The 18984-nt window shown below is 34.6% G+C and carries 21 protein-coding genes; 4 read left to right on the plus strand and 17 right to left on the minus strand.

The genetic code is table 11. The features are described from left to right. The first annotated feature begins 123 nt into the window (after positions 1-123). Positions 124-1206, plus strand: a complete 1083-nt coding sequence (locus MKX37_RS18045) for a chitinase (RefSeq protein WP_078185578.1) — start codon at positions 124-126, stop codon at positions 1204-1206. Positions 1207-1260: 54 nt separating this feature from the next. Here MKX37_RS18045 and MKX37_RS18050 read toward each other — a convergent pair whose 3' ends face one another. Both MKX37_RS18050 and MKX37_RS18055 read right to left on the minus strand, forming a co-directional pair. Continuing rightward, the gene (locus MKX37_RS18050; protein ID WP_078421698.1) at positions 1261-2472 is read right to left on the minus strand and encodes a M20 metallopeptidase family protein; all 1212 of its coding nucleotides are present in this window, start codon (positions 2470-2472) and stop codon (positions 1261-1263) included. Between the two features lie 124 nt (positions 2473-2596). Next, entirely contained in the window at positions 2597-3490 is an 894-nt protein-coding gene (locus tag MKX37_RS18055; RefSeq protein WP_002167779.1) for a metallophosphoesterase, read from the minus strand. Between the two features lie 196 nt (positions 3491-3686). Between MKX37_RS18055 and MKX37_RS18060 the strand changes: the two genes are divergently transcribed. Continuing rightward, complete coding sequence (locus tag MKX37_RS18060) at positions 3687-4502, plus strand: formate/nitrite transporter family protein (protein ID WP_002014675.1); 816 nt, start codon at positions 3687-3689, stop codon at positions 4500-4502. Positions 4503-4643: 141 nt separating this feature from the next. After that, positions 4644-4916, plus strand: coding sequence for an HU family DNA-binding protein (locus MKX37_RS18065; protein ID WP_002033657.1), 273 nt, complete (start codon positions 4644-4646; stop codon positions 4914-4916). Positions 4917-4935: 19 nt separating this feature from the next. Here the strand turns inward: MKX37_RS18065 and MKX37_RS18070 are convergent, their stop codons facing one another. From MKX37_RS18070 to MKX37_RS18115, 10 genes are all read right to left on the minus strand, one after another. Next, a complete protein-coding gene (locus MKX37_RS18070) occupies positions 4936-5415 on the minus strand; it encodes a GNAT family N-acetyltransferase (protein ID WP_002128639.1) in 480 nt (159 codons plus the stop codon). A 218-nt stretch (positions 5416-5633) separates the two neighbouring features. Next, complete coding sequence (locus MKX37_RS18075; RefSeq protein ID WP_002128640.1) at positions 5634-8054, minus strand: heavy metal translocating P-type ATPase; 2421 nt, start codon at positions 8052-8054, stop codon at positions 5634-5636. A 94-nt stretch (positions 8055-8148) separates the two neighbouring features. Next, positions 8149-8355, minus strand: a complete 207-nt coding sequence (copZ, locus tag MKX37_RS18080) for a copper chaperone CopZ (protein ID WP_002033654.1) — start codon at positions 8353-8355, stop codon at positions 8149-8151. 195 nt (positions 8356-8550) lie between these two features. Further along, positions 8551-8853 carry a metal-sensing transcriptional repressor gene (locus MKX37_RS18085; RefSeq protein ID WP_002014668.1) on the minus strand — a complete coding sequence of 101 codons (303 nt, stop codon included), beginning with the start codon at positions 8851-8853 and terminating at the stop codon, positions 8551-8553. A 387-nt stretch (positions 8854-9240) separates the two neighbouring features. Then, complete coding sequence (locus MKX37_RS18090; protein ID WP_000849103.1) at positions 9241-9468, minus strand: hypothetical protein; 228 nt, start codon at positions 9466-9468, stop codon at positions 9241-9243. Between the two features lie 261 nt (positions 9469-9729). Continuing rightward, positions 9730-10665, minus strand: coding sequence for a cation diffusion facilitator family transporter (locus MKX37_RS18095; protein WP_002167777.1), 936 nt, complete (start codon positions 10663-10665; stop codon positions 9730-9732). A gap of 92 nt (positions 10666-10757) precedes the next feature. After that, positions 10758-11018, minus strand: coding sequence for a ferredoxin (locus MKX37_RS18100; RefSeq protein WP_002066749.1), 261 nt, complete (start codon positions 11016-11018; stop codon positions 10758-10760). A gap of 60 nt (positions 11019-11078) precedes the next feature. Further along, entirely contained in the window at positions 11079-11801 is a 723-nt protein-coding gene (gene gpmA, locus MKX37_RS18105) for a 2,3-diphosphoglycerate-dependent phosphoglycerate mutase (RefSeq protein WP_078203092.1), read from the minus strand. 66 nt (positions 11802-11867) lie between these two features. Beyond that, positions 11868-12242, minus strand: coding sequence for an ArsR/SmtB family transcription factor (locus MKX37_RS18110; RefSeq protein ID WP_002066747.1), 375 nt, complete (start codon positions 12240-12242; stop codon positions 11868-11870). A 153-nt stretch (positions 12243-12395) separates the two neighbouring features. Beyond that, the gene (locus MKX37_RS18115) at positions 12396-13472 is read right to left on the minus strand and encodes a helix-turn-helix transcriptional regulator (protein ID WP_016096283.1); all 1077 of its coding nucleotides are present in this window, start codon (positions 13470-13472) and stop codon (positions 12396-12398) included. 90 nt (positions 13473-13562) lie between these two features. Here MKX37_RS18115 and MKX37_RS18120 point away from each other — a divergent pair, with 90 nt between their 5' ends. Beyond that, positions 13563-14249, plus strand: coding sequence for a class I SAM-dependent methyltransferase (locus tag MKX37_RS18120; protein ID WP_078203093.1), 687 nt, complete (start codon positions 13563-13565; stop codon positions 14247-14249). A 47-nt stretch (positions 14250-14296) separates the two neighbouring features. On the opposite strand, the gene MKX37_RS18125 is transcribed toward MKX37_RS18120, so the two are convergent. Genes MKX37_RS18125 through MKX37_RS18145 form a run of 5 tightly spaced genes read right to left on the minus strand, consistent with a single transcriptional unit; the run spans position 14297 to position 18984 of the window. Beyond that, complete coding sequence (locus tag MKX37_RS18125; RefSeq protein WP_033731157.1) at positions 14297-15115, minus strand: alpha/beta hydrolase; 819 nt, start codon at positions 15113-15115, stop codon at positions 14297-14299. 16 nt (positions 15116-15131) lie between these two features. Then, positions 15132-15953: an ABC transporter ATP-binding protein gene (locus MKX37_RS18130; RefSeq protein ID WP_078421699.1), complete on the minus strand. Its 822-nt coding sequence runs from the start codon at positions 15951-15953 to the stop codon at positions 15132-15134. A 15-nt stretch (positions 15954-15968) separates the two neighbouring features. Then, on the minus strand, positions 15969-16991 hold the full coding sequence (locus MKX37_RS18135) for a FecCD family ABC transporter permease (RefSeq protein ID WP_002087982.1): 1023 nt from the start codon (positions 16989-16991) through the stop codon (positions 15969-15971). Next, entirely contained in the window at positions 16984-17991 is a 1008-nt protein-coding gene (locus MKX37_RS18140; RefSeq protein WP_078421700.1) for a FecCD family ABC transporter permease, read from the minus strand. The genes MKX37_RS18135 and MKX37_RS18140 overlap by 8 nt, the downstream gene beginning before the upstream one ends. A 27-nt stretch (positions 17992-18018) precedes the next feature. After that, positions 18019-18984 carry an iron-hydroxamate ABC transporter substrate-binding protein gene (locus MKX37_RS18145; RefSeq protein WP_002087985.1) on the minus strand — a complete coding sequence of 322 codons (966 nt, stop codon included), beginning with the start codon at positions 18982-18984 and terminating at the stop codon, positions 18019-18021.

Here is an 18984-nt window from a genome sequence, read left to right on the forward strand (position 1 = left end):
TAATAATTTCCCATACACAATTGTTGAGAAAATTATAGTCACCTTACAAGAGAATGAATTTTCAGATACCATTAAATAAACAAGATTATACATCTAGACAACTTTTTGTATAGGAGTGTTGATATGTTAAACAAGTTCAAATTCATTTGTTGTACTTTAGTAATTTTCTTACTGCTACCGCTAGCTCCCTTTCAAGCACAAGCAGCAAACAATTTAGGATCAAAATTACTCGTTGGATACTGGCATAACTTTGATAACGGTACTGGCATTATTAAATTAAGAGACGTTTCACCAAAATGGGATGTACTCAATGTATCTTTCGGTGAAACTGGTGGTGATCGTTCCACTGTTGAATTTTCCCCTGTGTATGGTACAGATGCAGAATTCAAATCTGATATTTCCTATTTAAAAAGTAAAGGAAAAAAAGTAGTTCTTTCAATAGGTGGACAAAATGGGGTCGTTTTACTTCCTGACAATGCTGCTAAACAACGTTTTATTAATTCCATACAATCTCTAATCGATAAATACGGTTTTGATGGAATAGATATTGACCTTGAATCAGGTATTTACTTAAACGGTAATGACACTAATTTTAAAAACCCAACAACTCCTCAAATCGTGAATCTTATCTCAGCAATTCGAACGATTTCAGACCATTACGGTCCAGATTTCCTATTAAGCATGGCTCCTGAAACAGCTTATGTTCAAGGCGGCTATAGCGCATATGGAAGCATCTGGGGTGCATATTTACCTATTATTTACGGAGTGAAAGACAAACTAACATACATTCACGTTCAACACTACAACGCTGGTAGCGGGATTGGAATGGACGGTAATAACTACAATCAAGGTACTGCAGACTACGAAGTCGCTATGGCAGATATGCTCTTACATGGTTTTCCTGTAGGTGGTAATGCAAATAACATTTTCCCGCCTCTTCGTTCGGATCAAGTCATGATTGGACTTCCTGCAGCACCAGCGGCCGCTCCAAGTGGCGGATATATTTCTCCAACTGAAATGAAAAAAGCTTTAGATTATATCATTAAAGGAATTCCTTTCGGAGGAAAGTATAAACTTTCAAATCAGAGTGGCTATCCTGCATTCCGTGGCCTAATGTCTTGGTCTATTAATTGGGATGCAAAAAACAACTTTGAATTCTCTAATAACTATAGAACATATTTTGATAGTCTTTCCTTGCAAAAATAATAAAAAACAACAATAGGTTTTATATGACCTATTGTTGTTTTTTATTTATGTAAATTACTTTTTCACTTCTACATGATGAAGAAATTCTTTTCCATCTCTTGAATAACTATTCACAAGACTTAAAAGCAACTTCCCACCAACCAACATCGCACGTTCATCAAAATCGAATTGAGGATGATGGTGTGGATATGTTGCCCCTATTTCTTCATTACCAGCACCTGTGAAGAAAAATGCTCCTGGAACATGTTCTAAGTAGTATGCAAAATCTTCTCCGCCCATAATAGGTGGTACTTCCATGACCCTTTCTTTGCCAAGATCGTGTTCCGCAACCGTCATAAAATGACGTGTTTCAGCTACATGATTTATTAATATTGGATAGCCTCGTTTATATTGAATATTAACTTCAGCATGAAGGGACTGACAAATCCCCTCAACAACTCGTCTAAATTCCTTCTCCATATATTCTCTCACTTCAGGATCTAACGTTCGAATGGTTCCTGTAAACGTAGCAGTATCCGCAATAATATTATCGGCTTGCCCGGCATGGAATGTACCAACTGTTAAAACTGCTGATTGAAGTGGATCGACTTTTCTACTCACTAAAAGTTGCAACTGATTAATAACTTGTGTTGCAACGATAATAGCATCTACAGTATGATGTGGCATACCGCCGTGACCGCCTCGCCCTTGAATCTTCACTTCAAAAGTATCAGCTGCCGCCATCATTGCTCCAGCTTTCGTTCCAACAATTCCTAAAGGCATCTGAGAAGATAAATGTGTACCAAAAACAACATCTACTCCTTCTAAACAACCATCCTCAATCATGGCAATTGCTCCGCCAGGCTCTTTCTCTTCTGCATGTTGATGAATAAGGACTATTTTTCCTGAAAGTTGGTCTCTGTTATCACTTAATATTTTTGCAACTCCTAAAAGTGTTGCTGTATGTCCATCATGGCCACAAGCGTGCATTACACCAGGAACCTTTGATTTATATGAAACTTTCTTTTCATCTTGAATAGATAGTGCATCAAAATCAGCACGTAGCGCCATCGTCTTCCCAGGTATTACACCTTCAATTACGCCGATTACCCCTCTTCCCCCGACATCTGTTTTCACATCAATATGAAAACTTTTTAAAATTTCAGCTATTTTTTTCGGTGTTTCTATTTCTTGAAACGATAGCTCTGGGTATTGATGAAAATCTCTTCGCCACGAAACCATTTGATTATATAAACTTTCCAATTCTTTATGCCATGTTTCTATCATAGAAATTCCCCTTTCTTTTTAACAGTTTAAATAAAAAATACATAATATTCTGTATTTAATCAATAAAAAAAGAGAACTTTCTTTAAAAGTACTCTTAATTCTTCAAAATATTAAACGTTCTACTTCAGTCACTACTTTGCTTCAATACAAATAGTGAAAGTTCCGGTACACTCAAAAATCTAACAGGCATTCGGGTTGTCCCAATACCACGATTTACGTATAAATGTAACAGCTTACTCTTCCCTTCTAATTCATACATACCTTCAACATGACTCTCAGCTAGTTTTGTAGTAATTAAAGGACCTACAAAAGGAATTTGAACTTGTCCTCCGTGACTATGTCCTGACATTTGAAAATCGACTGGATAACGAGATACTTTATCTACAACATCCGGCTCATGTATTAATAGCATATTGAAATCTTGTTGTCTTAAGTTTTTTAAAGTCGAGTCTATTTGTGGCTTCCCTAATAAAAAATCATCCAAACCTGATATTGTAATATACTTGCCGTTTTCCGCTTTAATTTTCTGCACTTCATTTACTAACACAGAAAAACCAGCTTCCTCCATATACTTTTTGTAAAATAAACTACCGCCCCCACCTCTATCATGATTCCCAAACACAGCATATTTTCCTAGGGGAGCTGTAATTTTCTGCAAAATAACCTTTGCTTCTTCTCTTTCCGCACTATAGGATCCAAACTTATCTATTAAATCTCCTGTAAAAACTACTATATCTGGATGTAATTCATTCATCTTCTCCACCAAATTTTCTAGTTGTTTCAATGTAAAATCTGGTCCTAAATGTACATCTGAGAACTGCAATATTTTTTTATTATTAAACTCTTTAGGAATTGTAGGAGCTTCTATTTCATTCCACGTAACTGTTACTAGTCTTCTTTCTATTTCAGTCGCATAGAAATACAAACTTACTGGTATCATTAATATACTTATGAAACTAATAATAAATATCTTTACGATTGATTTTTTTCGTTCTTTTTTTACATGATGCGTATTCATGTTTTCACCTCTAAAATCACTTTAAATCCTTATTGTTACATTAATGTGACAACATGAACAATGTTCGTTATATCCAATTTCATCCCCATTCACTTTGACAAATTTATACAGAAGTCATATCATATTTTTATCATACATAGATTCTTTAAAATGTTCCTTCTATTCATTCTATCATTTTATTGAGGAGAGATTATTCATGTCTGTATTTACACCAGAAGAAATTACGGAACTTGCTGCTAATTCTGGAAGAAAAAAAGCTCATTTATCATTGCTCCCTATGCTAATTCTCGGTTTTTTTGGTGGTGCTTTCATAGCATTAGGATATTTACTTGATATCCATGTTATCGGAACAATGCCAAAATCTTGGGGATCATTTACTAGCTTTTTAGGTGCTGCCGTATTCCCTATCGGTCTTATACTCGTTATCCTTGCAGGCGGTGAATTAGTAACTGGCAACATGATGACCGTTTCAATGGCATGGCTTCACAAAAAAATCGACTTATTTCACTTCATACGAAATTTAGTTATTGTTACGTTTAGCAACTTCATAGGTGCTATATTCGTCGCTTATTTTTTTGGTCATATCGTCGGCTTAACGGAGGGAGCTTTTTTAGCAAAAACAGTTTCTATTGCACAAGCTAAACTACAAGATACACCACTGCAAGCCTTCATTTCTGCAATCGGGTGTAATTGGCTCGTTTGTTTAGCTGTTTGGCTCAGTATGGGAAGTAAAGAATTTATCGGAAAGATTGTCGGTATTTGGTTCCCTGTTATGACTTTTGTTGCGATTGGATTTCAACACGTTGTAGCCAATATGTTTGTCATCCCAGCTGCAATTTTTTCTGGTCATTTAACTTGGGTTGAATATTTTCCAAACTTCATTTTTGTTTTCTTCGGAAACTTAGTAGGGGGTATGTTATTTGTAGCATTACCTTATTTCATATCTTATAATAAGAAACTACCTTCCAATAAAGAGCAAACTGCATTAAAGAAAAAATCTGTATCCGCTTAAATTGAATGTCTATAAATTGGTCCTAAAAAATATTACAAATTTCATTTTTTTTGCGAATATATGTACGTACACTTGTTCTCGAATGTTTTATACGTTATAATAACAACTTAAATAGCATTATTTACATATGAGGTGAAAAACATGAATAAGACAGAATTAATTAAAAACGTAGCACAAAACGCTGAGATTTCTCAAAAAGAAGCTACTGTAGTTTTACAAACTGTAGTAGAATCAATCACTAACTCTTTAGCTGCTGGCGAAAAAGTACAACTTATCGGATTCGGTACATTCGAAGTTCGTGAAAGAGCTGCTCGTACAGGCCGTAACCCACAAACGGGTGAAGAAATGCAAATCGCAGCTTCTAAAGTACCTGCTTTTAAAGCTGGTAAAGAACTAAAAGAAGCTGTAAAATAATGAAAAATAGCCTTCTCATTTATGAGAAGGCTATTTTTTTCATGACATAATTAATAAAAATCTGACCATTATGCTGCTTATTTTGTTCCTTTATGCAAATAAAACCTTTGCTTTCAAAGAAAGGTTTTGCTGTAATACTCGCCTCTGTATATATATCCCTATGCTGCAAGTTCACTGCTTCTTTTTCTAACTTCTGTAGTATGTATGATGCTATCCTTTGTCCTTGATAATCTTTATGCGTAAATAAGCGATCTACATAATGATCATCATTATAATCCCCAAATCCCACTATCACACCTTTATAATCAGCAACGTAACAAATATTCTTTTCTAAAGACTGTAGCCATCTCTCTCTATCTAGTCGCTCTGGGGCCCACGCCTGTAGCTGTAACTCGTTATAATCTTTTGCATTCACCGTATGAACCGTTTCATAGAACAATTGTAATACTTGCTCTAAATCCTCTTTCTGGAATGTTCTAATTTTAATATCTTTAAACATATGTAAAACTCCTTATCAAACTAACTCTTTTATTTCGGTTATCCGGATAATTATTTCGTGTTTATTTTCGAAGCAGTTTCTTCCACTATATATGATTCTACTTCTGCTCTTTCTATATTATATCGACTTTTCCTTCTAAACGAACAATAAACAATACTTATACAAAGTATTGTTTATTGTAAAAAAGCATATTAAATTCGCTTTATAGCTGAAAGTGTTTAAGATTTCAATTTAACTCTTTGTAATCTTAATGCATTTAATACGACTGATACAGAGCTAAATGCCATTGCTGCACCTGCAACCCAAGGTGCTAAGAAACCGAGCGCCGCAATTGGAATTCCTAGGCCGTTATAAGCTAACGCCCAGAATAGATTTTGCTTAATATTTCTAATCGTCATTTTACTCATAAAAATTGCATCAGCAATACTATTTAAATCACCACGGATTAACGTAATATCTGCCGCTTCCATCGCTACATCCGTTCCGGTTCCAATTGCCATACCGATATCCGCCGTAGCCAGTGCAGGAGCATCATTTATTCCATCTCCAACCATTGCTACTTTCTTACCTTGCGCTTGCAGTTTTTTCACTTCTTCTGCTTTTCCTTCTGGTAATACTTCTGCAATTACGTGATCAATACCAACTTGCTTAGCGATTGCCTGAGCAGTTTGTGTATTATCTCCTGTAATCATAACAACGTCTAGACCCATTTTCTTAAGTCTTGCGATAGCTGCTTTTGAAGTATCTTTTACAGTATCCGCAACAGCCACTATACCAGCATATTCTTTATTAATCGCAATAAGCATTGCTGTTTTTCCTTCTCGTTCTAGCGCTTCCATCGATTTAGAAACTTCTTCAATATCAATATCGAATTTCTTCATTAATCGACGTGTACCAATTAATAATTGTTTCCCTTCTACAACTGATTCGATGCCGAATCCAGGAATCGCTTCAAATGTTTCTGAACTTGGGATAACAATTTTCTTTTCTTTAATTCCTTCTACAATCGCTTCTGCAAGTGGGTGTTCAGAATTTTTTTCTGCCGCACCTACTAAACGTAGTATTTCTTCTTCATGGAATCCATCTGCTACAATTACATCTGTTAACACCGGCTTCCCATTTGTCACAGTACCTGTTTTATCTAGAATAACTGTATCTAATCGGTGGGTTGCTTCTAAATGCTCCCCGCCTTTAAATAAAATGCCATACTCAGCCGATCTTCCTGATCCAGCCATAATAGATGTAGGTGTCGCAAGACCTAATGCACACGGACAAGCGATAACAAGTACTGCTATCATTTTCTCAAGTGCTCCGCCAAAATCACCAGGTGTAACAAATAGCATCCACACTGCAAATGTGATAATAGCAATTACAACTACAACTGGTACGAAAATACCAGAAATTTGATCAGCTACCCTTTGAATAGGAGCTTTTGAACCTTGAGCCTCTTCTACTACTTTAATAATTTGAGCTAATGCAGTATCTCTTCCTACCTTAGTTGCTTTAACTTTTAAAAATCCATTTTTATTCATTGTAGAGCCAATTACTACATCCCCAATTGTTTTATCAACTGGAATACTCTCGCCTGTTAACATCGATTCATCTATCGCTGATTTTCCTTCTACAATTTCTCCATCTACTGGGATTTTTTCACCAGGTTTAACATAGACAACATCACCAGCTACCACTTCTTCGATTAAAATTTTCATCTCTGTTCCATCTCGCACAACTGTGGCAGTTTTCGCTTGTAGTCCCATCAACTTTTTAATAGCTTCTGATGAACGCCCTTTTGCTCTCGCCTCAAATAATTTACCTAAAATAATTAAAGTAATAAGTACCGCACTCGTTTCAAAATATAAATCTGTCATATGTTCTGAAGAACCAATCGACCTAATACTTAAATACACACTATAGAAATAAGCTGCGGACGTTCCAAGTGCCACAAGAACATCCATGTTTGCACTTTTATTGCGTAGCGCTTTATAAGCACCAATATAAAACTGGCCTCCAATGATAAACTGAACCGGAGTTGCAAGAGCTAGCTGCACCCAAGGGTTCATAAGCACATCAGGTAAATAAATAAACGATGTAAATGAGAAGTGGCTCACCATTGCCCACAATAACGGGAATGATAAAATAAACGAAATGATAAATTTCTTCTTTTGTCGTTCAATTTCTTGTAAGCGATGATCAGTTGATCCATCTTGCTCATCTGATTTCACTTCCAATTTATATCCTAATTTCGTGATTGCACTCTTCATTTCATTTACATTAATTTCATCAGGATTAAAATCTACTGTAGCTGATTCCAAAGCGAAATTTACTGTCGCTCCGTTCACACCTTCTAACTTATTTAAACGCTTTTCTACTCTATTCGCACATGCTGCGCATGTCATCCCTGAAACAGTAAACTCAGCTTTATCACTTACAATTCCATATCCTAGCGACTCAACTTTTTCCTTAAATTGTTGTGGATTTGTTTTATGGGGATCATACATTATTTTTGTTTTTTCAAGTGCAAAATTTACATTTGCATCATGAACACCTTCTACTTTTTTCAGGCCTTTTTCAATTCTATTTGCACAGGCTGCACATGTCATGCCTGATATTTGGAGATTGGCCTCTTTTTGTTCATTCATGTCTCTCACCTCTATATACCCTTATAAGGTATAATTTTTAGCAAAATAAATCGTACTCCATATAAAGTACGATTTATTTCTATATTAAAAATTATTATTGAATTTCATAGCCTTGATCTTCAATTACAGCAACGATATCTTTTAACGTTACAACTGATGAGTCGATAGTAACTTCAACAGTTCCTTCTGCTAATTGAACTTTTACTTGTTCAACGCCGTTTAGTTCTTTCACATTACTTTCAATAGAATTTACACAATGCCCACAAGACATACCCTCAACTTTTAATGTTAACTGTTCCATTTAAAATCCTCCTCTTGTTTATTCATTGTTTATTAATCACAAATACATCTTACCATACCCCCCTAAGGTAATCAATGGTTTTGTATCATGATTTTTATTTTTTTCTAAAATCTTTATTTTTTTGCTCCAATTATGAATTTATATATCTTCTCCTATATAAACAAAAGCCAAGCTAGTCAAATACTAGCTTGGCTTTTATGCTTTTGAAAAACGTTCAAATACTGTCATTAATTCTTCAATTGCTTCGTCACCATTACCATTTTTAATAGCTCCTGAAACACAATGACTCGTATGATTTTTTAAGACACCCATTCCTACTTTTTTCATCGCTGCATTAATCGCAGAAATTTGAACTAAAATATCCACGCAATAACGATCATTTTCAATCATATTTTGAATACCACGGACTTGGCCTTCAATTCTCTTTAATCTATTTATAATTTGTTCTTTTTCTTTTTCTGATCTATGTGTTACTGATTCATGGTCCTTATGATCCATATTATCACCTTCTTAAAGTTTCTCTTCATCCAATAAAACAATTGCTTTTATGAGTATACCAATTATATCATCAAATATCTATGTAGGATACCCCATATGAGTATATTTTCGCTTTATGATTATTCTTAACACATCATTAGCTTCTCAGTCTCAATTAATATGATACCCTTTCTTTTTTTCAAAAAAACATTTCATCTCCCATCAAAACTCAATAAAGTGAAACTTTAATCACCCCTCACCAATCGAGCTTTTACGGGTAGCTAATGCGGGATAAAATGAAACAATAATAAGCGGGGATTGTCCATTCCCCACTTATTATTCGCCTACAAATATAAAAGCCTCAATCTTCACACATTTAAATCAAGGCTTTTTTCTTCCTATATATAATTATTGCTGGTCACATACTTTTGTATCATTCACTACTGAAGTTCCTTCAACGGTTACCGTATGAAAACAGTCATTTACACGAACTGTCACAACATTATCTTGCCGATCAATGATATGATATTCATTAAAATTTTTATTCAGAGCACTGCGAATTTGTTCTCCTTCATAAATTGGAATGCCATGTGATAAAACCCAAATAAGCCCAGCGATAGCAAGAATAGTTTTCATACGATCTACCTCCTTGAGAATATAGTGAACTTTAAATCCGCGCTTTTTCAGCTTTACTAATCATAAATTGAATTAACCAAGCCCTTTTGGAAGTAAGTTCATTTCGTCTATTTTATGTTTATGCTAATTGTGACGGAATTGTGACAACTTTTTGTCTCTTTAGACGAAAAGTTGAAACAAAACGTTCAAAAAGGACAATTCTACTTACGTGAACAAAAAGGCTATGGAGAATTTCCTCCATAGCCTTTTTGTTCAATTTTATTAAATGACCATTTCACTATGCTTAATCTTAAGCGTTTCAATTTGAATTGTAGCGTGTTCAATATGGAACTCCTGTTTTAACATAGTAATAATATTTTGAAGCACTTCTTGATCGTCCTGTTTTTTATCGATCATTACATGGACACTTAATGCATCTAATCCTGATGTAATTGTCCAAATGTGGAGATCGTGTATATCACGTACACCCTCTACTTCTTTAATAGCTTGCTTAACTTGTTCTATCTCAATTGAAACAGGTGTACCCTCCATAAGTATATGAATGGAATGTTTTGTTACTCCCCATGCACTCTTTAAAATTAATAGCGCTACAATTACTGAGATAATTGGATCTGCAATATACCATGAAAATAAAGACATAAGTGCACCAGCTACTAACGCACCAACTGAACCTAAAGCATCTCCAAGAACATGTAAATATGCGCTACGTAAATTGACGTTATTTTTCACATCACCTTGTCTCATAAGAGCCCCTGCACTAATTAAATTCGCTAGTAAACCAATTGATGCGATTAACATCATTGGACCACTCGCTACAGTTGGTGGTTCAAAAAACCTTCCGATTGCTTCCCACACGATAAGTCCCGCCACAACAAATAAGGTAATTCCATTAATTAATGCAGCTAAAATTTCAAAACGATAATATCCATACGTTTTTGTAGAAGTAACTGTTCTAGCTGCTAATCCAATGGCAATTAAACTTAATAATAACGAACTTGTATCACTTAACATATGTCCTGAATCAGATAATAAGGCTAAACTATTTGTAACTAGTCCTCCAAAAAATTCAAGAAACATAATAATTGCCGTAATTACTAATGCCGTAATTAAACCTTTCTTATTCCCTTCTCTACTCTCTTCAAAATGATGATGTCCGTGGGAATGCCCATGATGTTGGTGACCGTGATGATGTCCCATATAAATTCCTCCTTTTATTAATCTATTAACATTTGTTCTGAAATTCACCACTTCTATCTGTCTATTGCTTTTATTAATATAGAAACGCGGCTTTAATCCATTCTCATACCATTTTCTAATTTTTGATTTTCAAACGACTCTTTTCCTACTCGAATCGAATTTGTCGGACAACTTTCATATGCTGCCACCATTGCATTCAAAAATGTAGTTGGAATTCCAATTATTCCTTCATTGTGATCTAATGCACCAAATGCTTTACTTTTACAATCCAATTGATATATATCTGGTGCTATAGAGCGGCATAATCCACATGATTCACAAGTTTCTTTATTTACAACAGTATAATGTAACAATATTTGTTACCTCCATTAATCTCATACAATACTAAGGTAGGGTATATAGAAATGATTATTTTACACTATTTTTCTTTCTATCACTTCTCCTTTTCCCCTTAAATAATAATGACATATCGGTTTTAAATCGTTATCTAATTCATAAACTAATGGTGTTCCTGTTGGAATGTTTACATATTCTATATCTTCATCTGAAATTTGATCTAAATGTTTTACTAAAGCTCGTATTGTATTTCCATGCGCTACAATAATCACTTTTTTTCCATCTTTTAAATTAGGGGCTATTTCTTCATCCCAATATGAAACAACTCGTTTTTCTGTATCTTCTAGATTTTCTGTAAGGGGAAACTTATTTTCTTTTAAATCTCTATACTTCGGATGTGCCGCTTCATATCTCTCATCATCTTTTGTAAGAGCTGGTGGGCGTACATTTGTTGAACGTCTCCATAAAGTTACTCTCTCATCACCATATTTTCTCGCTGTTTCTTCTTTATTTAATCCTTGAAGTGCACCGTAATGTCTCTCATTTAATTTCCAGGTTTTATGAATAGGTATCCACATCAAATCCATTTCCTCAAGAGTAATCCACAAAGTACGCATCGCTCTTTTTAAAACAGATGTATATGCTATATCGAATGAGAATCCATCGGCTTTCAAAATCTCTCCAGCTTCTCTTGCTTCTCGAAGACCAGCATTTGATAAGTCTACATCCGTCCAACCTGTAAACCGATTTTCAACATTCCATTCACTTTGTCCGTGCCGTATTAAAACTAGCTTTACCATACTTATTATCTCCTCTCCTTTTAAAGTTGCATTTTCATAAAGAAGTATCTTTATGAAAATGCATGATTACATATCAAGTTCTTTCTTGTTCATTTCACTACTATGACTAAACGCTAATTCAATTAATCCATTTACGTGAGAGTCATCTAATGAATAAAAAACAAGTTTCCCTTCTTTACGCTTTTTCGCTAATCCTATTGTTTGTAATAGTCTTAAATGATGCGATGCCGTTGCAATACTGCTATGAATAATACTTGCGACATCTCGTACGCAAAGCTCATTTTCCGTATACAGCGCATAAGCAATTTTCAAACGTGTTTCATCTGCAAGTGCCTTAAACATTTTCGCTACACTACTTATATTTTCTTTCTCCAACATGTCACTTGCATGCTTTACTTTTTGCTCATCGTGATAACAAAGTTCACAATGTTCTTCTTTCATAAGTAACACCTCTTATTCAAGTATATATTTGATTATGTATACAGTATACCTTATTAACCGAAAACATTCAAATGTTCATTTGAATGTTTTCGGTTATCCTAAAAAAAAATTATAAAAAAAGAATCCTAAATGACTTTGGATTCTTTTCTATTATTACTTCTCTTTAGAAAAACAAAACTTCGAAAAAACCTCCCATATAAGTTCATTTCTACTACATACCCCTACCTTTTCAAAAATGGATTTAAAATGATCTTGAACTGTATACGTAGAAATATGCAATTCTTCCGCCACGTCTTTTGTTGACATTCCTCTAACAATCCCTACTATCACTTGCTTCTCTCTTTGAGAAAGACTATAAGAATCTGCAATAAGGGGAAAAACTTCTTCTGGCCTCGCTCTTTCAAACAAAACTATATAGCCATCATTACAACTACCGTAACCTTCTAACCTACTCGCGCGAATAACTAAAAATTGTCCACAAGATAAACCAATACCTACCATTTCCCCTTCATCTGCTGCTTCCCTATTAGATTCGTTTGCTTTCACTCTTGAACAAACCGCACGTATTGGCCTTGGAACGTCATCTTCATTCAATTGTTCATATGTTCTAAGAGTGGATAGCCACGCCTTTCCATTTTGATCCCAATATAGTAGGTCAAATTTTTCATTTAATATAATCGTACCCGTTCCTACTACTTCCACTTGTTCCTCTGAACATGTTATAAATGATTTTCTTAATGTATCTCCCACAATAGAGCTTATTTTTGATAAATACTCACATTCATTTTGTTGAAAAGATACTCTTGTATTATCTCGAAACAAACTTAAGTGTCCAAAACATTTTCCTTTACTCATACAAACCACTCTTACTTCATCTATAAAACCGGCTGGTTTTAAAATATTTCGATACCTAGCGCTTTTTATCGGATTATCATTTGTGACAATACGTATCGCGCCAACATGGGGGGCCTTTCGTGCTAAATCTTTAAATTTGTTGTAATCATCCTCTAAAAATTCATTCATAAATAACTGCGAATGCAGCTGTTCAATTATTCGATCTGTATATGCCCCGGTTGATAAAAATGTGCGTGGGTCTATAGCGGTGAAGCAGGAAGCATCAAATGGAATTAACTTTTTTAATATATTTAAAAACCCTTTTTGGAATTGTCTAGTTGAGCTCTCGCTTTTCATTAACACTGTTATTTCTTTCGTTGCCTGTTCATAAATCATCTTTATTCCCCCAGATTTATGGGATTGTTTCCTCTAACCATTTCATTTCATAATAAAGTGAAACTTTATTGTAAAAGAGGAGGTTAAAAAATGAGCTGGAATGATTGTACTGTACATACGTATGAACGAACAATTCCGTTGAAAATCCCTGGATATTTTACCCTATATGAAATGATGAATCATTTCTTATTTACTACACTCCCTAAAGAAAATATGAATCCAAAGTTACTAATTATAGGTGCTGGTGGTGGACAAGAAATCCTCTCAATAGGCAAACAAAATAGCAATTTTTATTTTACAGGTGTTGATCCATCTGAAAGCATGCTACAGTTAGCTAAAAAAAGAATTGAAAACGCAGGCATACAAAATCAAATTCAATTTGTACATGGAACTGTTCATTCATTATTAACCAATCCATTATTTGACGCTGCCACCTGTATGCTTGTTCTGCACTTCATCCCAACTATGAAGGGGAAAAAAGAGTTACTTAATGAAATTAGTAGTCGCTTAAAGCCCGGTGCTCCATTCTTTCTCTCTTCAATAAATGGTATACCCCATACAAGTATGTTTTCTGCACAATTAAATGCTTGGCGCAACCATATGATGCAAAATCAAATTCCATTAAAAGATTGGGAACGATTTGAAAATTCTTTTGAAAAAGAAATGTTTCCTATTTCTGAAACAGATTTACTAACTATCATGGAGGAATGTGGCTTTACTCAAATCACTCGTTTTTTCACTAGCTTTTTAATTGATGGGTACGTGGCAATAAAATAATAATGAAAAAAGGTAAGCAATTGCTTACCTTTTTTCATATACGTCTTCTACACTTGACTAATAAATCGCAATCCTTTACTTAAAGACGTTGGGACAACAGATGCGTGATTCTCCCCTTCCGCTTCATAAAACTTAAATTTAAGTTTATCATGTGTTACTTGGAGAAGGCGCTCTGATAATTCATTTGCACCTACAACCATATGCTCTCGTTCTAGTGACCCAACTGTAAGGAATACCCCTGTTTCAAACTTAGCATTGTTTAATTCATTTATAAGGTTCTCTTCTTTTTCAAGTACGGATTGATTATTCCACCAAATAGACGGACTACTAATAAAATAATTTTGAAAAGCATTTACATTTGTAAATAGTATATGTAATGCAAATAATCCACCTAGAGAATGTCCAAATAACGTTTGTTTCTCTTTATCAATTTCAAAATTATTTTCAATTTGTGGTTTCAATTCTTCTTCAATAAACGTAAAGAAGTTATGTGCCCCTCCTGTTTTAGGCCACGGTTTACCATCCGGTTTTAAAGGAGCATCTTTTGAAATTACGCTAGGCGTAAAATCATAGCATCTTTCTTCTCCTGAAAATGCCCCTTCAATACGATAACCAATACCTACTATAATAGCTGGTGAAACACCTGTTTTCTCTGCTCTAACTGATTGTATTTTAACCGCTTCATGGAATGTTTGAAAAAAGGCATTGCCATCTAATACGTATATAACAGGATATCCTGACTCTGGTGCTGGCTGCCTCGGCTTTGAAATATGAATTTGATATTCTTTACCTTCTAATTTTGAATACATTTTCCACTGTTCTGTATTAGATGTAATAATCTGCTGTTTTTCAATAGTAGTATTCATCTTACATCCCCCCTTCTTAACTCGTTACATATATTTCTACTTTCTCTTCTTGAGATACAACGCTATCGTATCCAAAACAAACAGGAGACCCATTATACGGATCAATCATGACACGCGCATCAATATGAAATACTTCTTTTAATACTTCATTTGTAATAATCTCTTCTGGGCTTCCAGTTGTAACGATTTCCCCTTCCTTCATTGCAATAATTTCATCTGAAAACCTTGCTGCATGGTTAATATCATGTAATACCATAACGACCGTACAATTATGTTCTTTATTTAACTTCTCCACAATTTGTAATACATCTAATTGATGAGACATATCAAGATATGTAGTTGGCTCATCTAATAGCAACACTTCTGTCTCTTGTGCTAATGCCATCGCTAGCCATACTTTTTGTCTTTGTCCACCTGATAAATTCGCAATTTGTCTCGTTCGAAACGCTGATGTTTTGGTAATATCTAATGCCCAATCAATCATTTCTTTATCTTTTGAAGTTAACTTATTCACGTTATTACGATGCGGATAACGCCCATAAGAAACCAACTCTTCTACCTTAATCTCTCCCGGGGCAATCGGATTTTGCGGAAGCAAAGCTAACTGTTTCGCGATTTCTTTCGTTGAAATCGTATTTAAATCTTGTCCTTGTAAATATACTTTACCGCTTTTTTGTTTTAAAATTCTTCCCATCGTTTTTAATAATGTCGATTTTCCGCATCCATTTGGACCTATAATTGTCGTTACTTTTCCCTTTTGTATTTCCACATTTAAATCGCGAAACACTGTAAGTTTTTCATAATTTGCTTCCAAGTTTTTTGCACTTAAAATATTCACTTGTATTTCCTCCTCTTACGCTTTCGCCTTATAAAGTAAATATAAGAAATACGGTACACCGACAATAGCAATAACAATCCCTACAGGCAATTCTGCAGGCATAAAAATTGTTTTTGCGATAAAATCTGAAGCAATTACAAGTAGCATCCCAATTACTCCGCATGTAGGAATTACATATTTATGTTGAATGCCAACAAGTCTTTTGGCTATATGTGGCGCCATTAGACCAATAAATCCAATACTTCCTGAAACAGCAACACATGCACTTACAAGTCCAATACTGCTTAATAATAGAATAGACTTCTCTCTTTCTACTGAAACACCTAGACTTGTAATACTCGTTTCTTCCAATTGAAATAAATCTAGCAAATAAGCTTTCTTTTTTATAATTGGAATTAATATAATAAGCCATGGCAACATTGCAATAATGTATTTCCAGTTTGCATTATATATGCTACCTGAAACCCAGACAGCTGCCATTTCAAAGTCAGTTGCTTTCATTTTCAATGATAAATACATAGAAAACGCTCCGAAACCTGACCCTATTGCGATCCCTGTTAGTAACAGACGCTGTGAATCTAACTTTCCATTTCGCCAAGAAAATATATAAATTAATATAGCCGCGCCTAACCCTCCAACTAAGCCAAACATCGGCATCATCATTATAGAAATCCAATCCGTACTCTTTATTTGTCCTTGGAAAAAGAACATAAAAATTACGATTGCAGTTCCTGCACCAGCATTTACTCCTAAAATACCCGGATCTGCTAAACCATTTCTCGTAATCCCTTGAATAACAGCGCCAGCTATCCCTAGACCTAATCCTACTAGGCCAGCAATTATGATTCGCGGCAGTCTAAAATCAAATATAACTAAATCATGTTCTGGGACTGGATCAATCCGAAAAATTGTTCGAAAGACGTCCATAATTGTAATATCAAATGTACCATTCGTTAAGCTAATATAAATGGTACATAAAATTAAAAGTATAATAGTACCCATAGTCATTACAAAACGCTGACTTGAGCCTTTAAGCATGTCTCTCTCCCCCTCTTGTACGAATTAAATAAAGGAAGAAAGGAATTCCAATTAGAGACGTAACAACGCCTATTGGTGTTTCAAATGGATAGTTTACAAATCTGCTTAACACATCACATAAAGCAAGAAACACACCACCAATTACTCCAGCACAAGGCACAATCCATTTATAATCTACACCGATTAAAAAGCGGGTAATATGAGGAATAATTAGTCCTACAAAACCTATTTTCCCTACTAAAGTAACTGCTGTACCAGTCAGAAATACAACAGATAAAATTGCAGTCATTTTTATAATTTTCGTACGCTGTCCTAAATTAATAGACACTTCTTCTCCCAATGAAAGGATTGTAATAGATTTTGAAATAAGAAGTGCTAAAATAATACCAACTATACCAAAAGGAATTGCTAATTTAAGTATATTGGGATCTACTTGATCTAATTTCGCATTGTACCAAAAACTAATATTTTGAGAGACTTGAAAATAAGAAGCAATTGCGGCAGAAAGACTACTTAAAAATGTCCCTATCACGGTTCCTATAATTGCTAATCTTACAGGTGACAATCCGTTTCTAAGCAGTGAACCAAATCCAAAAACAATCCCCGCGCCTAATGCTGAACCCAGCATAGAACATAAAATCATGTTGACTGAAGACATTCCCGGAAGGAATACCATACACATTGTAATAACAAAAGCAGAACCATCCGTCACACCCATAATAGAAGGGGATGCAAGATAATTCCTTGTCATCCCCTGCATAAGTGCTCCTGATATGGCTAGAAAAGCTCCAACTAAAAGAGCTCCAATTACCCTTGGTAAACGAGATGTAACAATAATATTATGATTTACATTACTCGAATCAAAATGAAACAATGCATTCCACGTCGTTTCAAAATCGATATTTTTTGTCCCATATAAGATAGATAAAATAACAGTAAGTAAAATACATATGGGTGCTAAGCATAAAATTATCATTGGAAGTGAATTTATTTTCCGCATATCATTCAACGCACCTTACTAATTTTATTATTTAGTCAAATTTTTCACTGCTTCTTTTAAAAATACTGTTTTACTCCAAGCAGTACCACCTTGTGCAATAGGATCTACAGTATTTACAAATACTTTCTTCTCTTTTACAGCATTTACACTTTGCCAAATTGGATTACTTTCTATTTCTTCTAGTACTTTTGGTTTATTATTTTCACTTGCTTCATATTGTAAAAATACGTAATCTGGATTTATTTGAGCCAGTTGTTCTAAAGAGAGTTTCTCTTGCGCTTTTACATTTTTAAGTTGTTCTGGAGCAGTTAATCCAAGGTCTTTATAAATTACAGGGTTGAAGTATACTCCTTCTGGATAAACGAATAATGTATTCGCTCTTAATCTTATTACAAGTACCTTTTTATCTTTTAACTTATCTCCAATTTTTGCTTTCGCTTTTTCAGCGTCTGCTTTATAATCCTTAATAATTTTTTCTGCTTTGTCTTTTTTACCAGATAGTTCTCCCATTAATTTTAAGTTTTCTTCCCAATCTGTAGAAACATGTGATATTGGGATTGTTGGAGCTACCTTCGTAAATTTCTCAGCCGCTTCTGCTGGGAATTTCGTACTTGATGTAATAACATCAGGTTTTAATTGAAGTAATGTTTCAAAGTTGGGTTCCATTTTCTCACCGACAGATTTCGCACCTTCTAAATCTTTTGCAACGTTCCCTGGTAATTTCCCACCAACCGTAATTGCACCTACCGGTTTAATTCCAAGTACTGCCGCATCTTCCATTGACTCTAAACTAGCTGTCGCAATTTTATCTACTTTTGCTGGTACTGTATATTCTTTACCTAAATATGTAATCTTTCGCTTTTCGTCTTTTTTCGTTTCCGTAGCCTTTGTCTGTTGTTTTTGTTCCCCAGAAGTTTTGTCTGCACTATTACATGCTGCTAAACCAACACTTAAAACTGTAACCATCCCTAATGTAAATAACTTCTTGTTCAT

The organism is Bacillus sp. FSL R5-0709 (assembly GCF_038004785.1).
GTDB lineage: Bacteria > Bacillota > Bacilli > Bacillales > Bacillaceae_G > Bacillus_A > Bacillus_A mycoides.

Coding starts and splice junctions, on each gene's coding strand:
- MKX37_RS18045 (WP_078185578.1), top strand. CDS start 124: ATGTTAAACAAGTTCAAATTCATTTGTTGTACTTTAGTAATTTTCTTA.
- MKX37_RS18050 (WP_078421698.1), bottom strand. CDS start 2,472: ATGATAGAAACATGGCATAAAGAATTGGAAAGTTTATATAATCAAATG.
- MKX37_RS18055 (WP_002167779.1), bottom strand. CDS start 3,490: ATGAATACGCATCATGTAAAAAAAGAACGAAAAAAATCAATCGTAAAG.
- MKX37_RS18060 (WP_002014675.1), top strand. CDS start 3,687: ATGTCTGTATTTACACCAGAAGAAATTACGGAACTTGCTGCTAATTCT.
- MKX37_RS18065 (WP_002033657.1), top strand. CDS start 4,644: ATGAATAAGACAGAATTAATTAAAAACGTAGCACAAAACGCTGAGATT.
- MKX37_RS18070 (WP_002128639.1), bottom strand. CDS start 5,415: ATGTTTAAAGATATTAAAATTAGAACATTCCAGAAAGAGGATTTAGAG.
- MKX37_RS18075 (WP_002128640.1), bottom strand. CDS start 8,054: ATGAATGAACAAAAAGAGGCCAATCTCCAAATATCAGGCATGACATGT.
- copZ (WP_002033654.1), bottom strand. CDS start 8,355: ATGGAACAGTTAACATTAAAAGTTGAGGGTATGTCTTGTGGGCATTGT.
- MKX37_RS18085 (WP_002014668.1), bottom strand. CDS start 8,853: ATGGATCATAAGGACCATGAATCAGTAACACATAGATCAGAAAAAGAA.
- MKX37_RS18090 (WP_000849103.1), bottom strand. CDS start 9,468: ATGAAAACTATTCTTGCTATCGCTGGGCTTATTTGGGTTTTATCACAT.
- MKX37_RS18095 (WP_002167777.1), bottom strand. CDS start 10,665: ATGGGACATCATCACGGTCACCAACATCATGGGCATTCCCACGGACAT.
- gpmA (WP_078203092.1), bottom strand. CDS start 11,801: ATGGTAAAGCTAGTTTTAATACGGCACGGACAAAGTGAATGGAATGTT.
- MKX37_RS18110 (WP_002066747.1), bottom strand. CDS start 12,242: ATGAAAGAAGAACATTGTGAACTTTGTTATCACGATGAGCAAAAAGTA.
- MKX37_RS18115 (WP_016096283.1), bottom strand. CDS start 13,472: ATGATTTATGAACAGGCAACGAAAGAAATAACAGTGTTAATGAAAAGC.
- MKX37_RS18120 (WP_078203093.1), top strand. CDS start 13,563: ATGAGCTGGAATGATTGTACTGTACATACGTATGAACGAACAATTCCG.
- MKX37_RS18125 (WP_033731157.1), bottom strand. CDS start 15,115: ATGAATACTACTATTGAAAAACAGCAGATTATTACATCTAATACAGAA.
- MKX37_RS18135 (WP_002087982.1), bottom strand. CDS start 16,991: ATGCTTAAAGGCTCAAGTCAGCGTTTTGTAATGACTATGGGTACTATT.
- MKX37_RS18140 (WP_078421700.1), bottom strand. CDS start 17,991: ATGCGGAAAATAAATTCACTTCCAATGATAATTTTATGCTTAGCACCC.
- MKX37_RS18145 (WP_002087985.1), bottom strand. CDS start 18,984: ATGAACAAGAAGTTATTTACATTAGGGATGGTTACAGTTTTAAGTGTT.